Source organism: Providencia sp. AGC89 (assembly GCF_053543535.1).
The window spans coordinates 47,447-66,447 of sequence record NZ_JBIXLP010000094.1 but is presented as its reverse complement, the minus strand read 5'-3'; the positions used below and the strand labels follow the sequence as shown (position 1 = coordinate 66,447).

Sequence of the window (19,001 nt, the reverse complement as noted above, 5' to 3'; positions counted from 1 at the left end):
TCAGGGTTTTTTACACGCTAAATTTAGGAAAACAGATAAATGAATATACCAGAACCGATGTTTACACCTGTATATGATTTAGGTAATGGCGAAGATACGACGATGCTTTCTGTCATAAAGCAGAACCGTGAAGATGAAAAGAATACACGTTCGATTATTTTCGCTTCTCGCTTACGTCGTCTTTCCAATCAAGTCATGAAAGACAAGCTGGATTATGCGCAAATCGCGCAACTGTTAGAAAGTGAAGCCAATCACATCGAACATCAGGCGCAAGAACTGAATTATGTTTGAAGCGCAGGAACACAATAGCGACGTATATATTTCAATACGTCGCCAACAAGAAGAAAACAAGCCAGAGTTGCCGAAATCAGCGACTCTGGCTGAACGCATTATGTGGGATGCCAATAAAGATGATGCCGAGTGGCGTCATGAAATTATTGCGCACGTCCCCGATTTCCTTGCCATCTATTTTGCTACCAAATACGCCAAAATCTTTAAAAAATCAGGTCGTCGTCGTGCCAATGAATTTTTACGCAAAACCGCTAAGAATGTATTGCCACGCTTTGAACGAGTGATGAAACAGTATGAATTTAAACACTATGCATCGGGTAACGTACCATTTCCTTTCATTGAGCAACTGGAAAATATCGCACAGTTAGATAGAACGGTTATCAAATCACTAGCCAGTGATATTGCTAGCTTTATGAGTGAAAACTACCAGTCAGCAACAGAACAATACGCGAATAACGACCCACAAAATGAATATGAAGCCCGTGAGCGTTTAGATAAAACCTATTCATTTATCGCTAAATTAACGCTGCAATCAGGCACACAACCCCCTTATTGGCAACAATTCATGCATGGCCGCAAGAAACCAACCGACGACCAGCTATGTGCAGCACTGCTACGCATGTTTGATGCTTCGTGGTGGTACCGTCGTTTAAAACGTTTGTGCGATGTAAAACGTGAACACCTCGCCATTGCGATTGGCCAGGTACAAAAATCAGCGTCCCCGTACGTCTCTAAAACCACATTACATCGGTGGGTAGAACAAAAGCGCGCTAACTGGCAATACCTAAAAGATTTTGAGTTAGAAGATGAGGACGGCAACCGTTCTGATTTATCAAAAATGGTATTGGGTAGCGTGGCAAATCCAGCCGTTCGTCGTTGCGAATTGATGGCGCGAATGCGTGGCTTTGAGGATTTAGCTGATGAAATGGGATGTGTAGGCGAGTTCTACACCATCACTGCACCATCAAAATACCATTCAGCCTACCAAGCAGGTGGCTTTGTCACTAATTGGATGGGGAACGATCCACGGGCAACACAAAAGTACCTTTGCAGCGTTTGGCAAAAAATAAGAGCGGCCTATGCAAGAGCTGGCATTCGTGTGTTTGGCTTTCGCGTTGTTGAACCTCACCACGATGGCACACCTCATTGGCACATGTTGTTATTTGTTCGCCCTGAACAAGTCGACGAGCTGCGCGATATCTTTTGTTATTACGCACGGTTGGAAGATTCAGAAGAACTGCAATCTTATAAAGCGCTAAAAGCCCGGTTTCATGTAGAACCAATCGATAAAGAGAAAGGCAGTGCGACAGGTTATATCGCTAAGTACATCAGTAAGAATATTGATGGCTATGCGATGGATGATGAAATTGACGAAGAAACAGGACAGAAAGCCAAAGAAATGGCGCGTTCGGTTTCGGCTTGGGCATCACATCACAAAATTAGACAGTTTCAACAAATAGGCGGTGCGCCTGTGTCTGTATGGCGTGAATTACGTCGTATGGGTGATGATGTCGAAGCATCAACAGGTTTAGATGTTGAGTTTGCCGAAGTTCACAAAGCGGCAGATACAAGCAACTGGAGCGAGTACACAAAGTTACAAGGCGGTGCCTTTGTCCGTCGTGCTGATCTTATTGCTCGCCTTTGGTATGAGCGTGAGGAAAAGACCAACGCCTACGGTGAGCCCGTCGATTACATTAAGGGGGTTTACTGTACCTTAGTGGGTAACGACTCCCCAATTATCACACGCATTAAGAACTGGCAGATTGTGCCGAAGTTAGCCGAAGCGACAGCGGAGGCTGGTTTTGATGGCGCGATTAGCGCCCCTTGGAGTTCTGTCAATAACTGTACGGAGGTTCTCGGTACGGTTAAAGATAGAAATGTGGCCATCCATAATATTGTAGATGCGGCCAAGTCTATTGGGATAATTTTTGACCCTGATAAGGATAAACCGATGTTGCTTTCGTTATGGAAAGGAGCGGTTTATACAGAAAATGGCCAGAGCGTGAGATTTCACGGCAATGGCCATATACAGAGCGTTGTGACTAAGGAGCAGAAAAGGAAATCGCACCTGGGGAAGTGCGATAGAATAATAAACAATAAATAACTTATTATTTATTTTTATATTTATGTTCCCAATCGTTCAATACTTTAATATCATCTATACATAATAGTTTGTTATAAAACTGTCCGAAACTAGTGTTTTTCCATTTTGATTCATCTGTTTTTAATATTGAGTTTATTTCAGGGTTTTTATACTCATCATATAAGCTATCATTAATAATTAAATAATAAACATCTTTTATGATTTTTTCTAATGATATAATTAAGTCATACAAATCAAAATAAAAATTTAGAAATAAATTTGAATATTTTATATATTCACTATATCTTATTTTAGTTATATCATTAAATTTCACACCAAAAGTAATTAAATCCATAATTAATTTATACTCTTTTTCTTTTAATTGTTGCCTTTCTCTTTCTATATCAAAACTTGAATTCAAATCAAGGAATTCCCATATGTTTTCTATTTCGTAAAGTAGATCTTGAAGATAATCTTCTATATTAAAGCATTCACTATTGGCGTAAATAAAAATCAATGGTTTAGAATCTTCATATTTTAAATATTTAAATCTAACATGAAAATCATCTAAAGAATTAGTTAAAATCTTAACTTTTTCGTTTAAATCTTTTATAAATTCAATTGAAACTTCAACTTCAAAATTACTAGTGTTTCTTTTCTTTAAAAATATTTCAGAGTAAAATTTATTTTTATTATTTATTTTAATGTTACCTCTGTTTTCACCTTTGTTTTTTATATAAAATGAATCACCATGGTAATTTATAAAAAATAAATGCCAATCTTTATTTCTTGGTTCAATTGATTCTGAAATGTCAGCTATTTTTTCAGTTACATATTTGTAGTGTGAATAAAATAAGTCTTGATTATTTTTAATCCTAACGAGATTAAATTGTTCTTTAGCTATCTCTATTTGCTGTTTGGTTTTTTTTATTTGCTCTTCGGTTTGTATAGTTCTATGTACATTTGATACAATAACACCAAAAATAGGTGATAAAGCCAAAATTCCTAGAGGTAATTTACTTATTTCAAGAAATTTATTAAAACCTTGATAATTAATATTAAAATCAGTTCCAAACCATGCAATAACTCCAATTATAACGAAGTATATGATAGGGGTTATAATCGCTATCCAAAATAAATTTTGTTTATCTAAGCTGTCGGAAGTTAACTTTAGTGATTTCCAGATTTTTTTGTAAAATGGTACTGATTCCTCTATTGATTTTGTAGATTTTTTTGTAAAAAAACTAAATAATGAAGCAATCAATTTGATCAAAATAACGAAAATAGCCAATAAGATAATAATTGGGAAAAAAATAATTATAAAAGCTATAAACAACCAATTTAGTTGAATTTGTTCTTTCTGCTCAATACTCATACCACCCCCTATCAAAATTTGCACAGAATTCTAATCTATTAAAATATTTTAAACTACCTCTTTCATACTAGGTAAATTTACTGTATAAATAACCAGTAAAGTGATTTTATGTAAGAGGATCATGTAGATGCTAGAGGCGTCAGTGGCGTTGGAACGGATAGAAATCATCGCCAGGTTTGGGAGTTTGGATTTATGTAATGATAAAGAGCGCCAAGTGGTATTAGCGCTGATTATGGAAATCGCAGAGGACACACGCAGAATTGAGAAACATAAAATAAAAAAGTCACTCGAAAGTGACCAACGAAAAATAGCTTTAAACGGGGCTGGACTTTAACAAGTCTAGCGCCATTTGGCGCTGTTCAGGGTTTAAATTCTGTATCATCGAGCCAATCATTTTATTACTTTTCGCGCTTGGGCTAATCGTATGGTCAAACGTCAGGCTTAACACATAAGTGTGCCCGCATTCGACGTCACTGCATGCACAATAGAGATCTGAAACTTCACGATGCTTTCTATTTGATTTACGAATAATCGCCTTTTCCCCACACTCAGGGCAGAATATTTTTAATACTCGCATGTTCCAAATCTCCGCTTGATAATGACCCCGTAATTTTACCTTATTTTTGCGCATTTTTCATTTCCCTATGACCGTTAAATTCCGTAAATATCGTTAATTTTGCGTTATTATTATTTCAATTGGTGGCTATCTTCTTGAAAAGTGATCTTTAAATGATCGGGCACCTCACCATCGTTATTTATCGCATTGGCAAACATCCGCTGAACGGGAATAATTTCATCTTGTCGATAGGCTTCACGGGCATTGCGCGGGTCACCTAAGCCGCCAACATTGCCAGGAATAATCCCTGCCAACCCCGCAGGGAAACGGTGTGCGGTTAAAATATCTTGCGCACTGATGTTTTTCACATTGCTAAATTCATCATTGGCCGAAATATCCCCCACAGGAATAAACTTGATGCCGTCCGCATCCCCATTGGGAATATGCACGAACATGGTTTCAAAGTTACCAATCCCTTTGCTTTGTTCTAATTTTTTGGTGATCATCACTTCCACTTCATCGGTGAGCATCGGGTCATTACAAAAAATCATTCCCCCTGTATGCGCCCCGTTATGGTAGTAACGACGACGAAAGATGGTGGCCTCACTGTTTAACATGGCCGCATGGATGCCCCCGATATAATCGGGGATGCCATACACTTGCTGTTGGGGGTCATATTGCTTGATATAAATCACATCGTCGGGGGTATACACCATCGGCTCACCCTCTTGCAAAATCACAAAATCATTGTTTTTACGACGACGCATAAACAGTGCAGGCAGCACATACAGCCCAACCACTTCCCCGTAATAATTGCGCAGCTTTAAAATGGGCGTATCACCAAACACAATATAATCCAATACGCTGGCACGCAGCTCCTGATGCGTCAGGCCACCGCCTCGGTAGTCCGATAACACCATATTGGCACGCGCATGGATCACGCCCCCGTGTTGGCCATTTAAATTGACCAATTGCGCCAAGGCGGTACGGTCTATCGGTAAGCTGTAATGGTCATAATCATTGTCATACCAAATGTTTTGGTATTCCGTATGGGTGGTTAAAATCGGTTCTGGCTTGCCTAATGTGATGATGTTCATCGATCTTTGGCTCGTAGTTTGTTTTTGTGCAGTTTTCCGTAACTTTTTCTTACTCATCATGCAGCCTTTTGAAATTTATATTTAGATTTACGCTGTCTTTCATTGTTTAGCGGTTCGTTAGCCACGGCGTGTGAGGTGGCAAAAAACACGTCTGCGTGACCTGTTTCCTTACTGCGATCCGCGATAAAGGTCATTGAGCCCCCTTTACCCGTGGTGGTGTGCCGAATGGCTAAGAAGCTGGCCATAATTTCTTTTTGCTCAACGTCCCAGGCAATGCGCTGCTCATCCACCAAATCAATCATTTTGAGGACTAATTGCGTTTTGGTATTTTGGCTGTAGTGAATGGCCGTGGTGACGCGCGGAGCAAAGTCGGCCACCATCTCATACACCCCGTGGCCAATCCCCGTGGTGTCGATGCCGATGTGGGTAAAACGGTATTGGCTGTACAGGTCTTGGATTTGTTTGGCTTGGTGCTTCCAGCTCATGCCCTGCCAATAAAAGGTCGCGAGGATGCGAAAATATTCCCCTGCGACCAAAGGCGGTGCGACTATCACAAAGGTGGAGGTATCCCCCGAACGTGCGGGGTCGTAGCCGCCCCAAACCTCTTTATCCCCAAACGGCCGCGGGGCATTAATATCGTGATCATCCCAAATCCCAATATCGATGGCACATTTTTCAAGGTCGTTGTATTTGAAAACCGATGCGCCACTGTCCACAAACACGCACATATACAGCATGTTAAAGGTGTCTTTGTTATAGCGGTTGCGCAGTTTTTCAATGGATGCCAGGTTAAATCCATTGCGGACGGCATCTTCAATGGTAATGACATAGCGCCATTGGCCATCGGGGCAATCACGGCCACCGTCCTGCATTTCTTCAAAGCTTGGAAATTCCACATTTTTACGAGTGGCTTCGCTGCCACGCCATTCATCACCTGTCCAAAACGGGTAAGCGGGATGGGTTTTCGCGCTCGGTGTGGAAAAATAAGTGGTGCGCCATTTGTCGTGGGTTGCCATCGCAGAGGCGACTTCATTCAGTCGTTTAAAATCAGGCACCCAAAAATATTCATCGCAATACAAATGGCCACTGTATGACTGTGCGGTGTTTTTATTGGTGGATAAAAAACGCAGCTCTGCGCCATTGCTTAAACGAATAGGGTTACCCGTGAGCGTGACACCAAAAAACTTATCGGCGATATTGACGATATAGGAGCGGAATACCTCCGCCTGTGGTCGTGAAGCCGATAAAAAGATTTGTGGATCACCCGTTAAGACCGCATCCTCAAACGCTTCAAAGGCAAAGTACCAAGTCGCCCCAATTTGGCGTGATTTGAGGATATTACGAATGGCCTTTTTAATATTAATGCGCAGGTGTTTTTGGTAACCAAACAGCATTTCATCCGCGAATTTCTGAAAGTCATCAGGGGTCAGTTCAGAGATATCATTTTTCTTATAGCGACGTTTTTTCGGTGTTTCACCGTCGCCCGTTGGACTATATTCCCCGCCAGACTCGGCTTGTGCTTTGATTTCAGCCAGCTTTTCCTTGTGCTTATTGGCCTGTGCCATCAATTTGACGTGATGGGCAATCAGCCTGTCGAGCTCCTCCAGTTCAAGTTCCGTTTTTTTATTGCGCTCCGATAACAGCGCAATACGTCGGTTAATTGCCTCCAACACACTCTCATGGTTGAGCATATCCGCCCAGCACCATTTCTGCGCCCAATAGTAGACAATCCGCCTGTTAGGCAGGTTAAGTTCCTCCGCGATTTCAGCGGGGGTATAGCGTCGCAAATAAAGTGATTTGGCGACCTGTATTTTTGCATCTGAGTGTTTAGCCATAGTGGTGCCATTGTGCAATGTTCAGAAATTGCAGGCATCTACCTGTTTTCGGTAATGGCCTTATAACCGAACTCAACCATTCGCACCGTGAATAAGAATTGGCAATACTGATGGCTCAAAAGGAACGGAATGCAGCTAAGGATTTTGAATGTCGCAATTACGCACAACATGGCTCTGCATTGCCACGGAAGGTGAAACCGTTGATGGTCGGGAAATTCTGCCCGAGGAAATTATCGAAATGGCAGAAACCTATGATACCGATTTGTACACCGCCATGATTTGGCCTCGGCACAATAAGCCAGATGAAGACCGCGGTGACCCACTGGGAGAGGTCATTGAGTTACAAGCGGATACCGATGAAAGCGATACGTTACGTTTGTATGCCGTATTGCGGCCATTTGCCCGTTTATTGGAAATGAACAGCCAAAACCGTGGGGTGTTTACCTCGGTTGAAATGAATACCGATTTTCGCAATTCAGGCGTGACATATTTAGAGGGCTTGGCGGTAACGGACACCCCAGCCAGTGTAGGTACGACAAGGCTAGACTTTGGTCGTCAAAAACAAAGGAAACGAAAAATGGCAAAACCCGCAAAAAAAACATGGCGTCAGCACTTTGGCATTGAAGAAGTCAAAGAAGAAAAACCAACCGAAACCACCGTTGATGATGAGGTGTTATCAGGCATGGCGGCAGATTTGGCGGCAGCACTGACTAAAATCGCTGAATTAGAAACCATGTTGGAACAAGCGCAAAGTGATGTGGAAGTGGTGAAAGACGTGGTAGACACCGAAGATTTCGCCAAACTGCGTGACAACTTACCGGAAATCACCAAATCATTCAGCAAAGTGGCGACCCAGCTCCCAGGGAAAAACCCCGCAGGCCGTAAAGAGTTTGTACACCTCTAATCCATTGTGATCAGAGCCCATTACTGAATTTTGGAGAGGGATTTCCATGTTTTTAAACAATACGGCCAGAACGTATTTAAAAGGCCATAAATCAGGCCTTGAACGCTCATACAACATTGATGATGCGTCGAAATATTTTGCCATCACCGAACCCAAAGAAATTGCGTTACGTAAAGCGATTATGGAATCGGTTGAGTTTCTCAACCTGATTTATTGCGCGGACGTTGACCAATTGGCTGGCCAAGTCATTTCGGTGGGTAACCCAGGGTTATTCACGGGGCGTAAAAAAGGCGGCCGTTTCATGCGTGAAACGGGGATTGATGGCAATGAGTATAAATTAGCCGAAACCGACTCAGGGGCGTTTTTACCGTGGGATGTGCTGTCTGTTTGGGCAAACTCAGGCGGTGAAAATGAGTTTTACCAACGGATGCAAAATTTCGTTAATGAAAGCTTTGCCCTCGACATGCTGCGTATTGGTTTTAACGGTACCCATGTAGCCGATAGCACTGATGCGAAAGAGTACCCGAACGGGGAAGATGTGAACAAAGGGTGGCACCAAATTGCCAAAGAATGGGACGGGGGTAAACAAGTGATCTCCGAATCCATCACTTTGGATGAAAAAGGCGATTTCCGTTCACTCGATGCAATGGCGCAAGAGGTGGTAAATACCTGTATTCCTGTGCAATACCGCACCGACCCACGCCTTGTGGTGTTAGTGGGTGCTGACTTGGTCGCCGCAGAGCAGCATCGCTTATATCAAGCCGCTGACCGTCCAACGGAGAAAATTGCCGCGCAATTACTGGGTACCACTATTGCAGGCCGTGCCGCCTACATCCCACCATTTATGCCAGGGAAACGCTTAGTGGTTACGACGTTATCCAACTTGCACCTGTACACGCAGCGCAATACGCGCCAACGCAAAGCAGAGTTTGTGGACGACCGTAAACAGTATGAAAACAATTACCTGCGTAACGAGGGCTATGCGTTGGAATACCCTGAGCTTTACGGGGCAATTGATGAGTCAGCGGTCACTATCGGTGAATTGGTTGAGCCGAAAGACACCGTCGAGACAGACTAATGTTATCACCAGGTCAACGTCACCGCCTAAAAGTGGAAATGCGCCAAAAGCTGGAGCAGCAACAAGCGATTGCCATTGCCGATGGCGAAAGTATGCACTTACAAGCGCGTGCCGTTGACAAGGATGCCGCACGGCTCAAAGGGATGACCAACGCAGAACGCACCGAGATAAAGCGGCAGGAATTTTTGCCCAATTATCTGCCGACTGCACAGCGTTATCTGGACGACGGGAAAATCTATAAAAACCCGATTTTTGCCTACTGTGTCGTGTGGCTGTTTGATGTGGGGGAATTCCAGCAAGGATTGGATTGGGCGGACATCGCCATTGAGCAAGGACAGCTTACCCCAACAGGCTTTAAAAGTGGCTTTCCTGCCTTTGTGGCTGACACCATCTTGCAATGGGCACAGCTTGAAGCGGAAGCAGGTCATGCCATTGAGCCCTATTTTTCGCGCACGTTTCATAACGTCACCGAAAAATGGCGAGTTCACGAAAAGATTAAGGCCAAGTGGTACAAATTCGCGGCCTTGGAAATCCTCAAAGGGGATAACAGCGAAGCGAAAGCCAGTGCCATTGATAACGTGGATGATTTAGAAAAAGCTGATGCCTACCTTGCTAGGGCGCATCAGCTTAACCCGAAAAGTGGCGTAAGAACCCATCGCACGCGCATTGCTATGCGGCTGCGGGCACTTACTGCCGGATGACTACCGCAAGCCAAGTGGGCGCAGCTGAGGCAATGCAATTGATTGCAATTGGCCAAGGAAGCTGGCCTTGCCCACTTTTTAATTAAGGACAGCCCATGTTTGATGGTAATAGCGGTAATTATCGCCAAGAAATCATTACCAATGACGGTTTTTGGCCAGATGTGGATTTACTGGAGTTTCAGAAAAGCCGTTCGCTACCGACCAGTATCGATACGGATTTTTTAGCCGATGCACTCCTGAACGCCATCACGGAAATTAATGGTGAACTTACTAGCGTGAAAAATCAGCACCACGCCAAAGGCTACCAGCAAGCGGCAGCAGTACCTGGTGTGCAACGTAATGGCCGTAATGCCTTATGTGCGCAGTATTTAAAAGCGGTGTTTGCGCGAGCCAAAGCGGATTTATTGGGGGAATACAGTTCTATCGTGAACCGTGCCCCGAACTCGCAGCAAGAAAGCCCTGAACTGCGCAATCGACTGTTAGCGGAATCTTCATTAGTGATCCGCAATATGAAAGGTTTGAAACGTGCCACGGTGACCATGATATGAGCAAATTGCAGCAATTAACCGCCTTTTTAAAGGCTAACTTGCCTGATGGTGTGTGCAATGTGGAATTTTCCAGTGTGATGGACAGCATTCAGTTTATCCCTGCGCAGCGCGATTTGGGCAATGACCAATACCGAATGCACATCAAACAATATGACGCGACGATTGCTTGGGGGCGTTTCCCCTATCGCCAAGTAAACCCTGATTACATCGGTATTTTGATTGATGCGTGGCTCAATGAAAATGACGATATCGATGATATTCAACTGGATTTAGAGCGCCCATCGATGGACGTGGATTTAAACGAAAGCCACCAAGCGGTGGTGATTGTTACGCTGCAACTGGCGGAGAACGTCAACATGCGAGAGGACGAAAACGGTATTGTCCCGATGGATGGTAAGCGCTGGACGCTGTGTGACCCTGATATGTGGATTGCTCAAGAGGCTGATATTGCATGCGTTCACGCATGATAAGCGGTCAGTTAAACCAAACCCAATTTAACACGCTGCAAGAGGCACTTAAGCGGTTTGATTTAACGCCGAAAAAACGCCAGCGCCTGTTATGGCGTATCGCTAAATACGGTGTGATAGCGGCAGCAAAACGCAACGTTCGTAACCAACAAACGCCAGAGGGCGAACCGTGGCAACAACGCCAGGGAAACTGGCGCAAAAAAATGCTGCGCAATATGCCCAAAGTGCTGCACATCAAGGAATTGCCCGAAACCGAAAGTGTGCGAATTTACCTCAAAGGGGGCAAATACCGCAACGGGAAAAAACAGATCCCTGCGGGGGTTGTGGGGTACTCGCAACAACATGGCATGAACGTGACCGTGAATAAATCCAGCTTTAAATCTGAGCGCGATAAAACATGGCCAGCCACCAAGAAGCAAGCCAAAAAGTTACGGGCGCTGGGGTACAAAGAGCGCAAAGGCAAAGGCTGGCGCAAACCGCCTGTTAAAGCTATTGAAAGCGGGATGAGCTTTGCTAAAGCAGGTTTATTAATTCGCACCTTAAGCGATGAGACACCGCAAAATTCATGGGTGATTGATGTGCCAGCGCGTGAGTTTTTGGGCATCAATCAAGATGAATTTGAAAAAGCCCTCGCACGGCAACTGCAAGGGATTGGGTTTGGTTAAACAACCATAAAAGAGGGATTTTTTATGACATGGCCATCTGTACAGGTGAACCAAGTAAATCAGCTACAAGGGGAAACCAAAGAGGTTGAACGCACCGTATTGTTTGTGGGTACGGGCAATACCAACGTGGGCAAAACGGTTTCCGTCAACACACAAACGGATTTTGATGATGTGTTAGGCCGTGAAGATAGCGACCTGAAACGCAATGTGATGGCCGCCATGAATAACGCGGGGCAAAACTGGTCGGCTTATCTTCATGTGATGGCGGTTGATGCTGAGCCGCTGGATTTTGTGGATGCAGTGATTGCCGCGCAAGACGTGGCCAGTGTGGAGGGTTACGTTTTATTGACCGCGGCTAGCAAAGAAGTCATTGATGCCGCCAATACCTTGCGTGAAACCTTAATCGCCAAATATGGCCGCTGGGTATGGTCAATGATTACCGTGGATACCCCCACCAAAGACGAAAGCTGGCCAGATTATGTGGCTCGCATTATTGCCTTACAAAAAGGCATTGCTGCCCCGTCAGTACAACTGGTGCCACAACTGTGGGGTAAAGAAGCGGGGGTATTAGCAGGCCGTTTATGTACACGCTCGGTGACCATCGCGGACACGCCAGCGCGGGTAAAAACAGGCGCATTAAAAGACATGGGCGCAACGCTACCCCTTGATGGCACAGGCAAAGAGATTGATTTGGCCACTTTGCAAGCCTTGGAGAAAAATCGCCTCAGTGTGCCGATGTGGTACCCCGATTACGATGGCTTGTACTGGGCAGATGGGCGCACGTTAGATGTGGAAGGCGGTGACTTTCAAAACATCGAAAACCTGCGCATTGTCGATAAAGTGGCGCGAAACGTGCGCATTCGGGCAATTGCCAAAATTGGTGACCGTAGCTTAAACAGTACGCCCAATTCCATTGAAACCCACAAAAGCTATTTTTCCCGTGTGATGCGTGAAATGGCACGCTCTAGCCAAATCAACGGCATTACGTTCCCAGGAGAATGCAAACCGCCGCAGGATAGTGATGTGGTCATTACGTGGATGAGCAAAACCAAAGTCGCGGTGTATTTTGTGGTACGAACGTATGAGTGCCCGAAAGGCATTGAAGCGAGTGTGATCTTAGATACCAGCTTGGAGGACGCGGCATGAGCAAACGGATTTCGGGTCAGTCGTTTGATTTCAACCTAGACGGCTCACTCATTCATGTTGAGAAATCAACGTTAAACCTTACGGATAACACGGGCGTCGCCCAAACCAATGGTATACCCGATGGTTGGGTTTCAGGGGATGTGTCTGGCGAAGGTGAGCTGGAATTTAGCACCAAAGCGTTAGCCATTTTAAAAGCCAAAGCCCGTGCGGCAGGCTCATGGCGTAGCATCCCCGAAGTGGATTTGATGTGGTACGCCAAAGCAGGCGGCGAGGAAATGAAAGTGGAAGCCTTTGGCTGCAAATTGCTGCTATCGGACATTTTAGACCATGACCCGAAAGGTGGTACCACGGTCAATTTAAAAGTGAAATTCCTTGTCACCAGCCCTGATTTTGTGCGCTTGGATGGCATTCCTTACCTTGAGTCAGAATTGACAGACAAATTAATCGGTTAAAAGGAAAAATGTTCATGGAAGAACATGAAAAAACATTTATCACGTTGTTTTTTATGGGGGTGCTTATTGCCGTTGGCAAAATCCTCACCAGTGATGAACAAATTACCGCTCGCTTGTTTTTTGGGCGTGTCTTTCTAGGGGCAGCTATTTCAGTCATGGCAGGTGCCGCACTGATTTGGTTCCCCAATATCTCACCTTTAGCGGTCACGGGGATTGGTACCGCTTTTGGGATCGCAGGTTACCAGTTAGTTGAAATGTGGCTTAAAAAACGTGGAAAAGCGTTATTACAAGGAAAGTTAAAAGATGACATTAAGTGAGAAACAAGCCTTATTCACCGTAATGATTGGCAGGCTGATTTTATGGGCAGATGAGCACGGTTACCGCCTGACCTTTGGTGAAGCCTTTCGCACCACCGAACAAGCCAGCGCGAATGCCAAAACAGGCAAAGGCATCAAAAACAGCTTGCACACCTCACGTTTAGCCGTGGATTTTAATTTATTTATCAACGGCCAATACTGTGAAGATACCCCGAGCTATTTGCCTTTGGGCGAATATTGGGAATCTATCGGGGGCACTTGGGGCGGTCGTTTTAACGATGGCAACCATTTCAGCTTAGCCCATAACGGGGTGAAGTAATGGCCAAACAACTTGCGTTAGTGTTCGTGTTAGGGATAGCGGCCTTTGGCGCAGGTTGGTGGGTGAATGGGCTTTATCACGACAGTTTGCAGCTTAATATTGAACGCGCTGCCAAACAAGCAGGCGATAAAGCCCGAGCTGAAGCCCAAGCCATTTCCCGAGAGTCTGCGCGTCAGCTTGAAAACCAATTGGAGAACATTGCCAATGCAACGCCCTGGGAAATCAGAACCGAAGTTATTAAACCTGTGTTCACTAACGTGTGTGTTAGTCCTGAGTTTGTCAGCGTGTACAACCGCGCCGCCGAGCGTATCGAGCGAGAGTTATCAGGAAAACCTGTTAACCAAATGCCCAATCTTGTTGCCGAGACTGAACGGGCAAACGGGCAAGCACGTCAGTGAACCGTTAGAACTGTTTTTAACCTTGTACGGCAATTGTGCCGCACGCCACAACCAGTTAGTGGATGACATTAACCGCAAAAGGAATTGAATTATGAGCCAACCAATCACATTAGACATTGCCGGAAAAGATTACCGTTTCGAACCCAACATGACCGCCTATAACGGGTTTATCAATGAAATGGCGATGGATAACAAAATTGCCCCTGCCCACACCTATTTACGTCGCATTGTGGTGAAAGACGACAAAGATGCACTGGATGAGTTATTGAAACAGCCAGGGGCAGCGTTACAAATCGCTTCATCCATCAATGAGCAATACGCCCCGAAATTGGACATTAGCGTAAAAAACTGAGGGCACGGGTTGAATCTATTGAGCGTAATGAGTTGGAGCAATTTATTGCGCTGCGTCGTCATTACTATCCTCATGATAATGATGAAATTGATAGTTTGGCTCGTGCTGCATGGCTGAATAACCAACACTGGGAAAATATGCGCATTGCCGTGGCCAACGGCATTGCACTGGCGTTAAAGGGTGATAAATGAACTCATTAGATTTTACTTTAAGCTTAATTGATAACGTGACGCAGCCGTTAAAACAGGCTCAGTCTGCGTTATCCAATTTTGCCAATGAGAGTCAAAAAGCCTTTACCCAAAGCGCCATTGGCGTTGCAGGGTTAGCGGGTGCGTTATTTTCCTTAAAAGGCTTACTTGACCCTGCGCTGCAAATGAATGAAGCGCTACAAACCGCCAGTTTGCAAGGCGTGGATGCTAGCGCGATGAAAAACGTCACCCAAGCGGCCATGAAATTCAGTGCGCAATATGGTAAGTCATCGGTGGAATTTACCCAATCTGCGCTCACCATCCGCAAAGCCATTCAAGGCGTATCCGATAACGAACTGCCTTATTTAACCACGGTGACCAACACCACGGCCACCGCCTTAAAAAGTACCGCAGATGAAACCACTGCCTATATGGGGCAGATGTTTTCGCAGTTTTCCACCTACGCCAACCAAGTGGGTAAAAGCCAATTTGCCGAAGAATTGGCAGGCAAAGCGCTGTATATGTCGCAAGCCTTTGATACTTCAATGGCCGACATTACAGGGTTAATGGAGGGCGCAAGGTCGGCAGGGACTCACTTTGGCGTGGGTATCGATGAACAGCTGGCCGTGTTGGGGGAATTACAGCGCACATTGGGCAGCGAAGCCAGCAGCGCTTATGAGGGATTTATGACGGGGGCTGTGGATGGCGCTAAAAAACTGGGGCTGAGCTTTGTCGATGCGTCGGGGAAAATGAATTCCTTGCCTGAAATGTTGGGCAAATTACAGCAAAAATATGGCGCGAACATTGATGGCAACCTCAAGGCGCAAAAAGAGATTGAAGCCGCCTTTGGGGATTCGGCCATTGTGGTGAAGCAGCTCTATGGCGATGTGGATGTGTTACGCAAAAACATCACCGCCTTGGGCGCGAACGATGGCATGAAACGTACCCGTGAAATGGCCGAGCAATTGGCCGACCCGTGGGAACGTTTAATGGCCATTTGGACTAATGTGCGCGTAGCTGTAGGTATGACGCTATTGCCTGTCATTAATCCACTGGTGAATAAAATCGCGGAGATGGGGCAAACCATCCAGCGTTGGTTAACCTTGTTCCCCAATATCGCCAAGTATGTGGGCTATATCGCCACCAGTATCACAGGCGTGGCCGCTGCGGGAGCGATGGTCAATATCGTGATGGGTATCAGTAAATTTATTTGGGCGGGGTTAGTGGTGGTCTGGAAACTGAGCCTAGCCACGTTGAAATTAATCCCAGGTGCAGTTTGGCTGGCCAATAAAGCGATGGTGATTTGGCAGGCAACGTTAAAGCTTTTGCGCGGTACTTTGCTGGCGCTACGGATGGCCGCCATTACCGCAGGCATTGGCTTCAACCTAATGAGCTTGCCCATCATTTTGATTCTCGGGGCAATTGCGTTATTAGGCGTGGGCATTTATTACCTGATTAAACACTGGGATGCAGTAAAAGCAGCCATCCAAGATACCACCACATTTAAAGTGTTGGCTGCAATTGTGATGGCAGTTGGCCAAGTGTTTAGCGATGTATGGGAATGGATTGGCCAAGGTTGGGAAACCCTGTGCAATTGGTTTGGTGAGTTTTCATTAACGGAAACCTTTGAGACCGTCGCCAACAGCATCCGCGATATTTTCGGCAATGTATGGGCGTGGGTCAAACAGACCTTTGCAGATATCTATAACTCGTTTGTCGATACCTTAAATTATTTGCCCGGTGTTGAAATTGAACGCATGGAAATCAACACCCCAGCAGCCCAAGCCACCAATAGCGTGCCTGATGTTGAGAGCATGGCTGCGGTCGATATTATTCGCCAGCAACAATTGTTTATGCAGGCACAAGTTGAGCAAGCGGAGCCCATCACCAATACACAAATATTAACGGGCAAACAGCTCAAAGGCATTGATAAAAATGGCATTGGGAAAAATGCTGTGGGGTCAACAACCAGTCATGTCGATAACAGTCGAAATTATGAAAATGTGGTTATTAAAGTTGAAACAATGCCATCACCACAACAATTAACCGAATATGAGATGTTAGCGCATGGATAGCCAATACATTGATTTATTAATCACTCAGCGTGATTTTACCTTGAATTCAGGCAGCGAGCCGATTTTGTGCAATAACCGTGTTTCCATCGCCCAAGATTGTGTCCATGCCATTATGGAAAGCGGCTTGGCCACACAATTGGTGGGCGAACGTAGCCCCACCTTACGGGCAGATATTCGTAACCAAATTGAGATGCTTGTCGAATATGACGAGCGCATTGTCCCAGGGACAATTTCCATTCACGAAGAATCGCCCGTGAAATTGTGGATCACCGCAGAAACTTACGATTTTGGCCGCATGGATGTGGGAGTGGATTATGGCGACTAAACCCGACATTGATTATGAAAAAGCCCTGCAAGATAGCGGGATGCCGACTACCGAGGCCGAAATTCACTCGCAATTTAACCAAGTGGTGGCCGATGAGGGGCTAGTGACCAATACCTCACGGATGTCCCCGTTTTGGCGACTGATTACCACCATCGTGACCAAACCCGTGATGTGGTTAAAAGAGGCCTTGGTCAATGTCGTCATGCGCAATATGTATTTGGCCACGGCATCAGGGGCATGGCTCGACCTATTTGCTTGGGGCGTCAATTTAACCCGCAAACCTGCCACTCAAGCCCACGGAGTCATCCGCTTTTATAAAGTGGCAGGCGCTAGCGCGGTCACTGTGCCTAAAGGCACCATCATCCAAACGGAGCGCATCGCGGGGGTGATTTACAGTGTGAGTACCACCCAAACAGTGGAGATTGCCGCAGGCCAACAAAGCCAGTTAATCCCTGTAATTGCGGATATGGCAGGCGGTGCGCATAACCTCGCCCCAGGCTATTTTCGTATTTTGCCCGTGGCTGTGGCAGGGATTGAACAGGTGCAAAGTGAAAATGACTGGTTAACGACGCCTGGCGCAGATGCTGAAAGCGATGATGATTTACGCGACCGCTGCCGCAACCAATTCAATTTAGTGGGGAATTACCACACGGATGCGGTTTATCGCGGCATGATAGCCAGCCTTGTGGGTTTGAGCATTGACCGTATTTTCTTTTTGCATGATGCGCCCCGTGGCGCGGGTACCGCCAATGCGTATTTATTATTAGATAGTGGCGTGGCAAGTCAGCCTTTTATCGACCAAGTGAATGACTACGTGATGAAACAAGGCCATCACGGCCACGGTGATGACATGCAGTGCTTTGCCATGCCCGAAACACATCATGCGTTAGTTTTAACCGTATTCGTCGATAACCTCGGCAACTTTAGCGCAGAGCAACTGGGCAGCTTAAAAAATGAGGTGAACGATTTGGTGCGCTGCGCCTTTCGTGAAAACAGTTTGTACCAGGTCAAACAGACATGGCCATATTCACGGTTTTCATTCTCTAACTTGGGGCGCGAACTGCACCGCCAATTTAGTGATATTCAATCACTGCATTTTTCTTTGGGAGATATCACCAGCGAGCTCAACGTGCCGCGCTTAACATCGTTAGTGGTTGAGGTGAAAAATGTCTGACTTTTACGAAAAACTCAAACGCCTTGCGCTACCAAGTTGGATGGACAAAGGCGAGCCCGCCAAGCTACTGGCGGCATTACGGCGTTTCTGGTCATTGATTTATGGCTGGCTAACATGGCCATTAGCCCAATTGGATGCTGAAACTTGCACAGAATCATTGTTGAACTTACTGGCATATCAGCGGGATATTCAGCGCTTCAATGGTGAACCATTGGACTTATACCGCAAGCGGGTGAAATACGCCTTTATCAACGCCAAAGACAGCGGCAGCGTGGCGGGGTTTATCGCCATTTTTGAACGGTTAGGCATAGGCAAAGTACTGATTAAAGAGCGCCAGCCGCACATTGATTGGGATGTGATTATTCTCGTGCTCAATGATGAGCAGCTCTCACGCGCCCCTGATTTGCTGATTAACATCATTTACCAGTATGGGCGCACCTGCCGCCGCTACCAGTTTGAAGTGATTAACGATTATCAACTGAATATGCGAGTGGGCAGCATTGAGGGCGAGCACATCAGCTATAACGCAAAATTACCTGTGCCTATTTTAACGCTGCGAGTGGGTGAAATTGCCAGTGATATTCAAATCAGTTATGCAACGCTGCAAGGAAGCAGCGCACCCAATATGACCTATGGGGCATCATTAAAAGGATAA

General features: G+C 45.6%; 24 protein-coding genes. 20 read left to right on the top strand and 4 right to left on the bottom strand.

Annotated features, from left to right (window positions below; all coding sequences use genetic code 11):
- Nucleotides 1–39 precede the first annotated feature (39 nt).
- Nucleotides 40–291 (top strand): DUF2732 family protein, encoded by a 252-nt coding sequence (locus ACIPUA_RS22540; RefSeq protein WP_449060178.1) that lies wholly within the window; start codon nucleotides 40–42, stop codon nucleotides 289–291.
- A complete protein-coding gene (locus ACIPUA_RS22535; protein WP_449060177.1) occupies nucleotides 284–2,395 on the top strand; it encodes a replication endonuclease in 2,112 nt (703 codons plus the stop codon). Before ACIPUA_RS22540 ends, ACIPUA_RS22535 begins: the two co-directional genes overlap by 8 nt.
- A 4-nt stretch (nucleotides 2,396–2,399) precedes the next feature.
- On the opposite strand, the gene ACIPUA_RS22530 is transcribed toward ACIPUA_RS22535, so the two are convergent.
- The gene (locus ACIPUA_RS22530) at nucleotides 2,400–3,749 is read right to left on the bottom strand and encodes a hypothetical protein (protein WP_449060176.1); all 1,350 of its coding nucleotides are present in this window, start codon (nucleotides 3,747–3,749) and stop codon (nucleotides 2,400–2,402) included.
- Nucleotides 3,750–3,876: 127 nt separating this feature from the next.
- Between ACIPUA_RS22530 and ACIPUA_RS22525 the strand changes: the two genes are divergently transcribed.
- The gene (locus ACIPUA_RS22525; protein ID WP_072502799.1) at nucleotides 3,877–4,083 is read left to right on the top strand and encodes a hypothetical protein; all 207 of its coding nucleotides are present in this window, start codon (nucleotides 3,877–3,879) and stop codon (nucleotides 4,081–4,083) included.
- Here the strand turns inward: ACIPUA_RS22525 and ACIPUA_RS22520 are convergent.
- Genes ACIPUA_RS22520 through ACIPUA_RS22510 form a run of 3 tightly spaced genes read right to left on the bottom strand, consistent with a single transcriptional unit; the run spans nucleotide 4,063 to nucleotide 7,237 of the window.
- Nucleotides 4,063–4,380: an ogr/Delta-like zinc finger family protein gene (locus ACIPUA_RS22520; RefSeq protein WP_147281954.1), complete on the bottom strand. Its 318-nt coding sequence runs from the start codon at nucleotides 4,378–4,380 to the stop codon at nucleotides 4,063–4,065. The two genes, ACIPUA_RS22525 and ACIPUA_RS22520, sit on opposite strands and share 21 nt — an antisense overlap.
- A 56-nt stretch (nucleotides 4,381–4,436) precedes the next feature.
- On the bottom strand, nucleotides 4,437–5,459 hold the full coding sequence (locus tag ACIPUA_RS22515; RefSeq protein WP_449060175.1) for a phage portal protein: 1,023 nt from the start codon (nucleotides 5,457–5,459) through the stop codon (nucleotides 4,437–4,439).
- The gene (locus ACIPUA_RS22510; RefSeq protein ID WP_449060174.1) at nucleotides 5,459–7,237 is read right to left on the bottom strand and encodes a terminase large subunit domain-containing protein; all 1,779 of its coding nucleotides are present in this window, start codon (nucleotides 7,235–7,237) and stop codon (nucleotides 5,459–5,461) included. The genes ACIPUA_RS22515 and ACIPUA_RS22510 overlap by 1 nt, the downstream gene beginning before the upstream one ends.
- A 148-nt stretch (nucleotides 7,238–7,385) precedes the next feature.
- Between ACIPUA_RS22510 and ACIPUA_RS22505 the strand changes: the two genes are divergently transcribed.
- The 17 genes from ACIPUA_RS22505 (at nucleotide 7,386) to ACIPUA_RS22425 (ending at nucleotide 19,001) form a co-directional block, all read left to right on the top strand.
- The gene (locus ACIPUA_RS22505; protein ID WP_449060173.1) at nucleotides 7,386–8,141 is read left to right on the top strand and encodes a GPO family capsid scaffolding protein; all 756 of its coding nucleotides are present in this window, start codon (nucleotides 7,386–7,388) and stop codon (nucleotides 8,139–8,141) included.
- A 46-nt stretch (nucleotides 8,142–8,187) separates the two neighbouring features.
- The gene (locus ACIPUA_RS22500) at nucleotides 8,188–9,219 is read left to right on the top strand and encodes a phage major capsid protein, P2 family (protein ID WP_272688003.1); all 1,032 of its coding nucleotides are present in this window, start codon (nucleotides 8,188–8,190) and stop codon (nucleotides 9,217–9,219) included.
- Complete coding sequence (gpM, locus tag ACIPUA_RS22495) at nucleotides 9,219–9,920, top strand: phage terminase small subunit (protein WP_449060172.1); 702 nt, start codon at nucleotides 9,219–9,221, stop codon at nucleotides 9,918–9,920. The genes ACIPUA_RS22500 and gpM overlap by 1 nt, the downstream gene beginning before the upstream one ends.
- Before the next feature lie 95 nt (nucleotides 9,921–10,015).
- Nucleotides 10,016–10,468 (top strand): head completion/stabilization protein, encoded by a 453-nt coding sequence (locus ACIPUA_RS22490; RefSeq protein ID WP_449060171.1) that lies wholly within the window; start codon nucleotides 10,016–10,018, stop codon nucleotides 10,466–10,468.
- Nucleotides 10,465–10,935 (top strand): phage tail protein, encoded by a 471-nt coding sequence (locus ACIPUA_RS22485; RefSeq protein WP_449060170.1) that lies wholly within the window; start codon nucleotides 10,465–10,467, stop codon nucleotides 10,933–10,935. Before ACIPUA_RS22490 ends, ACIPUA_RS22485 begins: the two co-directional genes overlap by 4 nt.
- Complete coding sequence (locus ACIPUA_RS22480) at nucleotides 10,932–11,600, top strand: hypothetical protein (protein ID WP_449060195.1); 669 nt, start codon at nucleotides 10,932–10,934, stop codon at nucleotides 11,598–11,600. Before ACIPUA_RS22485 ends, ACIPUA_RS22480 begins: the two co-directional genes overlap by 4 nt.
- Nucleotides 11,601–11,624: 24 nt before the next feature.
- A complete protein-coding gene (locus tag ACIPUA_RS22475) occupies nucleotides 11,625–12,746 on the top strand; it encodes a DUF2586 domain-containing protein (RefSeq protein WP_449060169.1) in 1,122 nt (373 codons plus the stop codon).
- On the top strand, nucleotides 12,743–13,198 hold the full coding sequence (locus ACIPUA_RS22470; protein ID WP_166685130.1) for a phage protein: 456 nt from the start codon (nucleotides 12,743–12,745) through the stop codon (nucleotides 13,196–13,198). Before ACIPUA_RS22475 ends, ACIPUA_RS22470 begins: the two co-directional genes overlap by 4 nt.
- Nucleotides 13,199–13,212: 14 nt before the next feature.
- Nucleotides 13,213–13,515 carry a phage holin family protein gene (locus ACIPUA_RS22465; protein WP_109911427.1) on the top strand — a complete coding sequence of 101 codons (303 nt, stop codon included), beginning with the start codon at nucleotides 13,213–13,215 and terminating at the stop codon, nucleotides 13,513–13,515.
- Complete coding sequence (locus ACIPUA_RS22460; protein ID WP_449060168.1) at nucleotides 13,502–13,834, top strand: M15 family metallopeptidase; 333 nt, start codon at nucleotides 13,502–13,504, stop codon at nucleotides 13,832–13,834. Before ACIPUA_RS22465 ends, ACIPUA_RS22460 begins: the two co-directional genes overlap by 14 nt.
- On the top strand, nucleotides 13,834–14,232 hold the full coding sequence (locus ACIPUA_RS22455) for a hypothetical protein (protein WP_449060167.1): 399 nt from the start codon (nucleotides 13,834–13,836) through the stop codon (nucleotides 14,230–14,232). Before ACIPUA_RS22460 ends, ACIPUA_RS22455 begins: the two co-directional genes overlap by 1 nt.
- Before the next feature lie 91 nt (nucleotides 14,233–14,323).
- Nucleotides 14,324–14,584 (top strand): putative phage tail assembly chaperone, encoded by a 261-nt coding sequence (locus tag ACIPUA_RS22450; protein WP_115167863.1) that lies wholly within the window; start codon nucleotides 14,324–14,326, stop codon nucleotides 14,582–14,584.
- A 32-nt stretch (nucleotides 14,585–14,616) separates the two neighbouring features.
- On the top strand, nucleotides 14,617–14,775 hold the full coding sequence (locus ACIPUA_RS22445) for a DUF6890 family protein (protein WP_158514051.1): 159 nt from the start codon (nucleotides 14,617–14,619) through the stop codon (nucleotides 14,773–14,775).
- Nucleotides 14,772–16,847 carry a phage tail tape measure protein gene (locus ACIPUA_RS22440; protein WP_449060166.1) on the top strand — a complete coding sequence of 692 codons (2,076 nt, stop codon included), beginning with the start codon at nucleotides 14,772–14,774 and terminating at the stop codon, nucleotides 16,845–16,847. Before ACIPUA_RS22445 ends, ACIPUA_RS22440 begins: the two co-directional genes overlap by 4 nt.
- Complete coding sequence (locus ACIPUA_RS22435; RefSeq protein WP_240133443.1) at nucleotides 16,840–17,172, top strand: DUF2590 family protein; 333 nt, start codon at nucleotides 16,840–16,842, stop codon at nucleotides 17,170–17,172. Before ACIPUA_RS22440 ends, ACIPUA_RS22435 begins: the two co-directional genes overlap by 8 nt.
- Nucleotides 17,162–18,346, top strand: a complete 1,185-nt coding sequence (locus tag ACIPUA_RS22430; RefSeq protein ID WP_449060165.1) for a baseplate J/gp47 family protein — start codon at nucleotides 17,162–17,164, stop codon at nucleotides 18,344–18,346. The genes ACIPUA_RS22435 and ACIPUA_RS22430 overlap by 11 nt, the downstream gene beginning before the upstream one ends.
- Nucleotides 18,339–19,001, top strand: a complete 663-nt coding sequence (locus ACIPUA_RS22425) for a phage tail protein (RefSeq protein WP_449060164.1) — start codon at nucleotides 18,339–18,341, stop codon at nucleotides 18,999–19,001. Before ACIPUA_RS22430 ends, ACIPUA_RS22425 begins: the two co-directional genes overlap by 8 nt.

Bases quoted from the DNA above. Each gene is read 5' to 3' on its own strand.
- ACIPUA_RS22450 (WP_115167863.1), top strand. From the start codon at position 14,324: ATGAGCCAACCAATCACATTAGACATTGCCGGAAAAGATTACCGTTTC.
- ACIPUA_RS22485 (WP_449060170.1), top strand. From the start codon at position 10,465: ATGAGCAAATTGCAGCAATTAACCGCCTTTTTAAAGGCTAACTTGCCT.
- ACIPUA_RS22510 (WP_449060174.1), bottom strand. From the start codon at position 7,237: ATGGCTAAACACTCAGATGCAAAAATACAGGTCGCCAAATCACTTTAT.
- ACIPUA_RS22440 (WP_449060166.1), top strand. From the start codon at position 14,772: ATGAACTCATTAGATTTTACTTTAAGCTTAATTGATAACGTGACGCAG.
- ACIPUA_RS22500 (WP_272688003.1), top strand. From the start codon at position 8,188: ATGTTTTTAAACAATACGGCCAGAACGTATTTAAAAGGCCATAAATCA.
- ACIPUA_RS22525 (WP_072502799.1), top strand. From the start codon at position 3,877: ATGCTAGAGGCGTCAGTGGCGTTGGAACGGATAGAAATCATCGCCAGG.
- ACIPUA_RS22480 (WP_449060195.1), top strand. From the start codon at position 10,932: ATGATAAGCGGTCAGTTAAACCAAACCCAATTTAACACGCTGCAAGAG.
- ACIPUA_RS22535 (WP_449060177.1), top strand. From the start codon at position 284: ATGTTTGAAGCGCAGGAACACAATAGCGACGTATATATTTCAATACGT.
- ACIPUA_RS22515 (WP_449060175.1), bottom strand. From the start codon at position 5,459: ATGAGTAAGAAAAAGTTACGGAAAACTGCACAAAAACAAACTACGAGC.
- ACIPUA_RS22460 (WP_449060168.1), top strand. From the start codon at position 13,502: ATGACATTAAGTGAGAAACAAGCCTTATTCACCGTAATGATTGGCAGG.
- ACIPUA_RS22520 (WP_147281954.1), bottom strand. From the start codon at position 4,380: ATGCGCAAAAATAAGGTAAAATTACGGGGTCATTATCAAGCGGAGATT.
- ACIPUA_RS22475 (WP_449060169.1), top strand. From the start codon at position 11,625: ATGACATGGCCATCTGTACAGGTGAACCAAGTAAATCAGCTACAAGGG.
- ACIPUA_RS22530 (WP_449060176.1), bottom strand. From the start codon at position 3,749: ATGAGTATTGAGCAGAAAGAACAAATTCAACTAAATTGGTTGTTTATA.
- ACIPUA_RS22470 (WP_166685130.1), top strand. From the start codon at position 12,743: ATGAGCAAACGGATTTCGGGTCAGTCGTTTGATTTCAACCTAGACGGC.
- ACIPUA_RS22425 (WP_449060164.1), top strand. From the start codon at position 18,339: ATGTCTGACTTTTACGAAAAACTCAAACGCCTTGCGCTACCAAGTTGG.
- ACIPUA_RS22490 (WP_449060171.1), top strand. From the start codon at position 10,016: ATGTTTGATGGTAATAGCGGTAATTATCGCCAAGAAATCATTACCAAT.
- ACIPUA_RS22435 (WP_240133443.1), top strand. From the start codon at position 16,840: ATGGATAGCCAATACATTGATTTATTAATCACTCAGCGTGATTTTACC.
- ACIPUA_RS22455 (WP_449060167.1), top strand. From the start codon at position 13,834: ATGGCCAAACAACTTGCGTTAGTGTTCGTGTTAGGGATAGCGGCCTTT.
- ACIPUA_RS22540 (WP_449060178.1), top strand. From the start codon at position 40: ATGAATATACCAGAACCGATGTTTACACCTGTATATGATTTAGGTAAT.
- gpM (WP_449060172.1), top strand. From the start codon at position 9,219: ATGTTATCACCAGGTCAACGTCACCGCCTAAAAGTGGAAATGCGCCAA.
- ACIPUA_RS22465 (WP_109911427.1), top strand. From the start codon at position 13,213: ATGGAAGAACATGAAAAAACATTTATCACGTTGTTTTTTATGGGGGTG.
- ACIPUA_RS22430 (WP_449060165.1), top strand. From the start codon at position 17,162: ATGGCGACTAAACCCGACATTGATTATGAAAAAGCCCTGCAAGATAGC.
- ACIPUA_RS22505 (WP_449060173.1), top strand. From the start codon at position 7,386: ATGTCGCAATTACGCACAACATGGCTCTGCATTGCCACGGAAGGTGAA.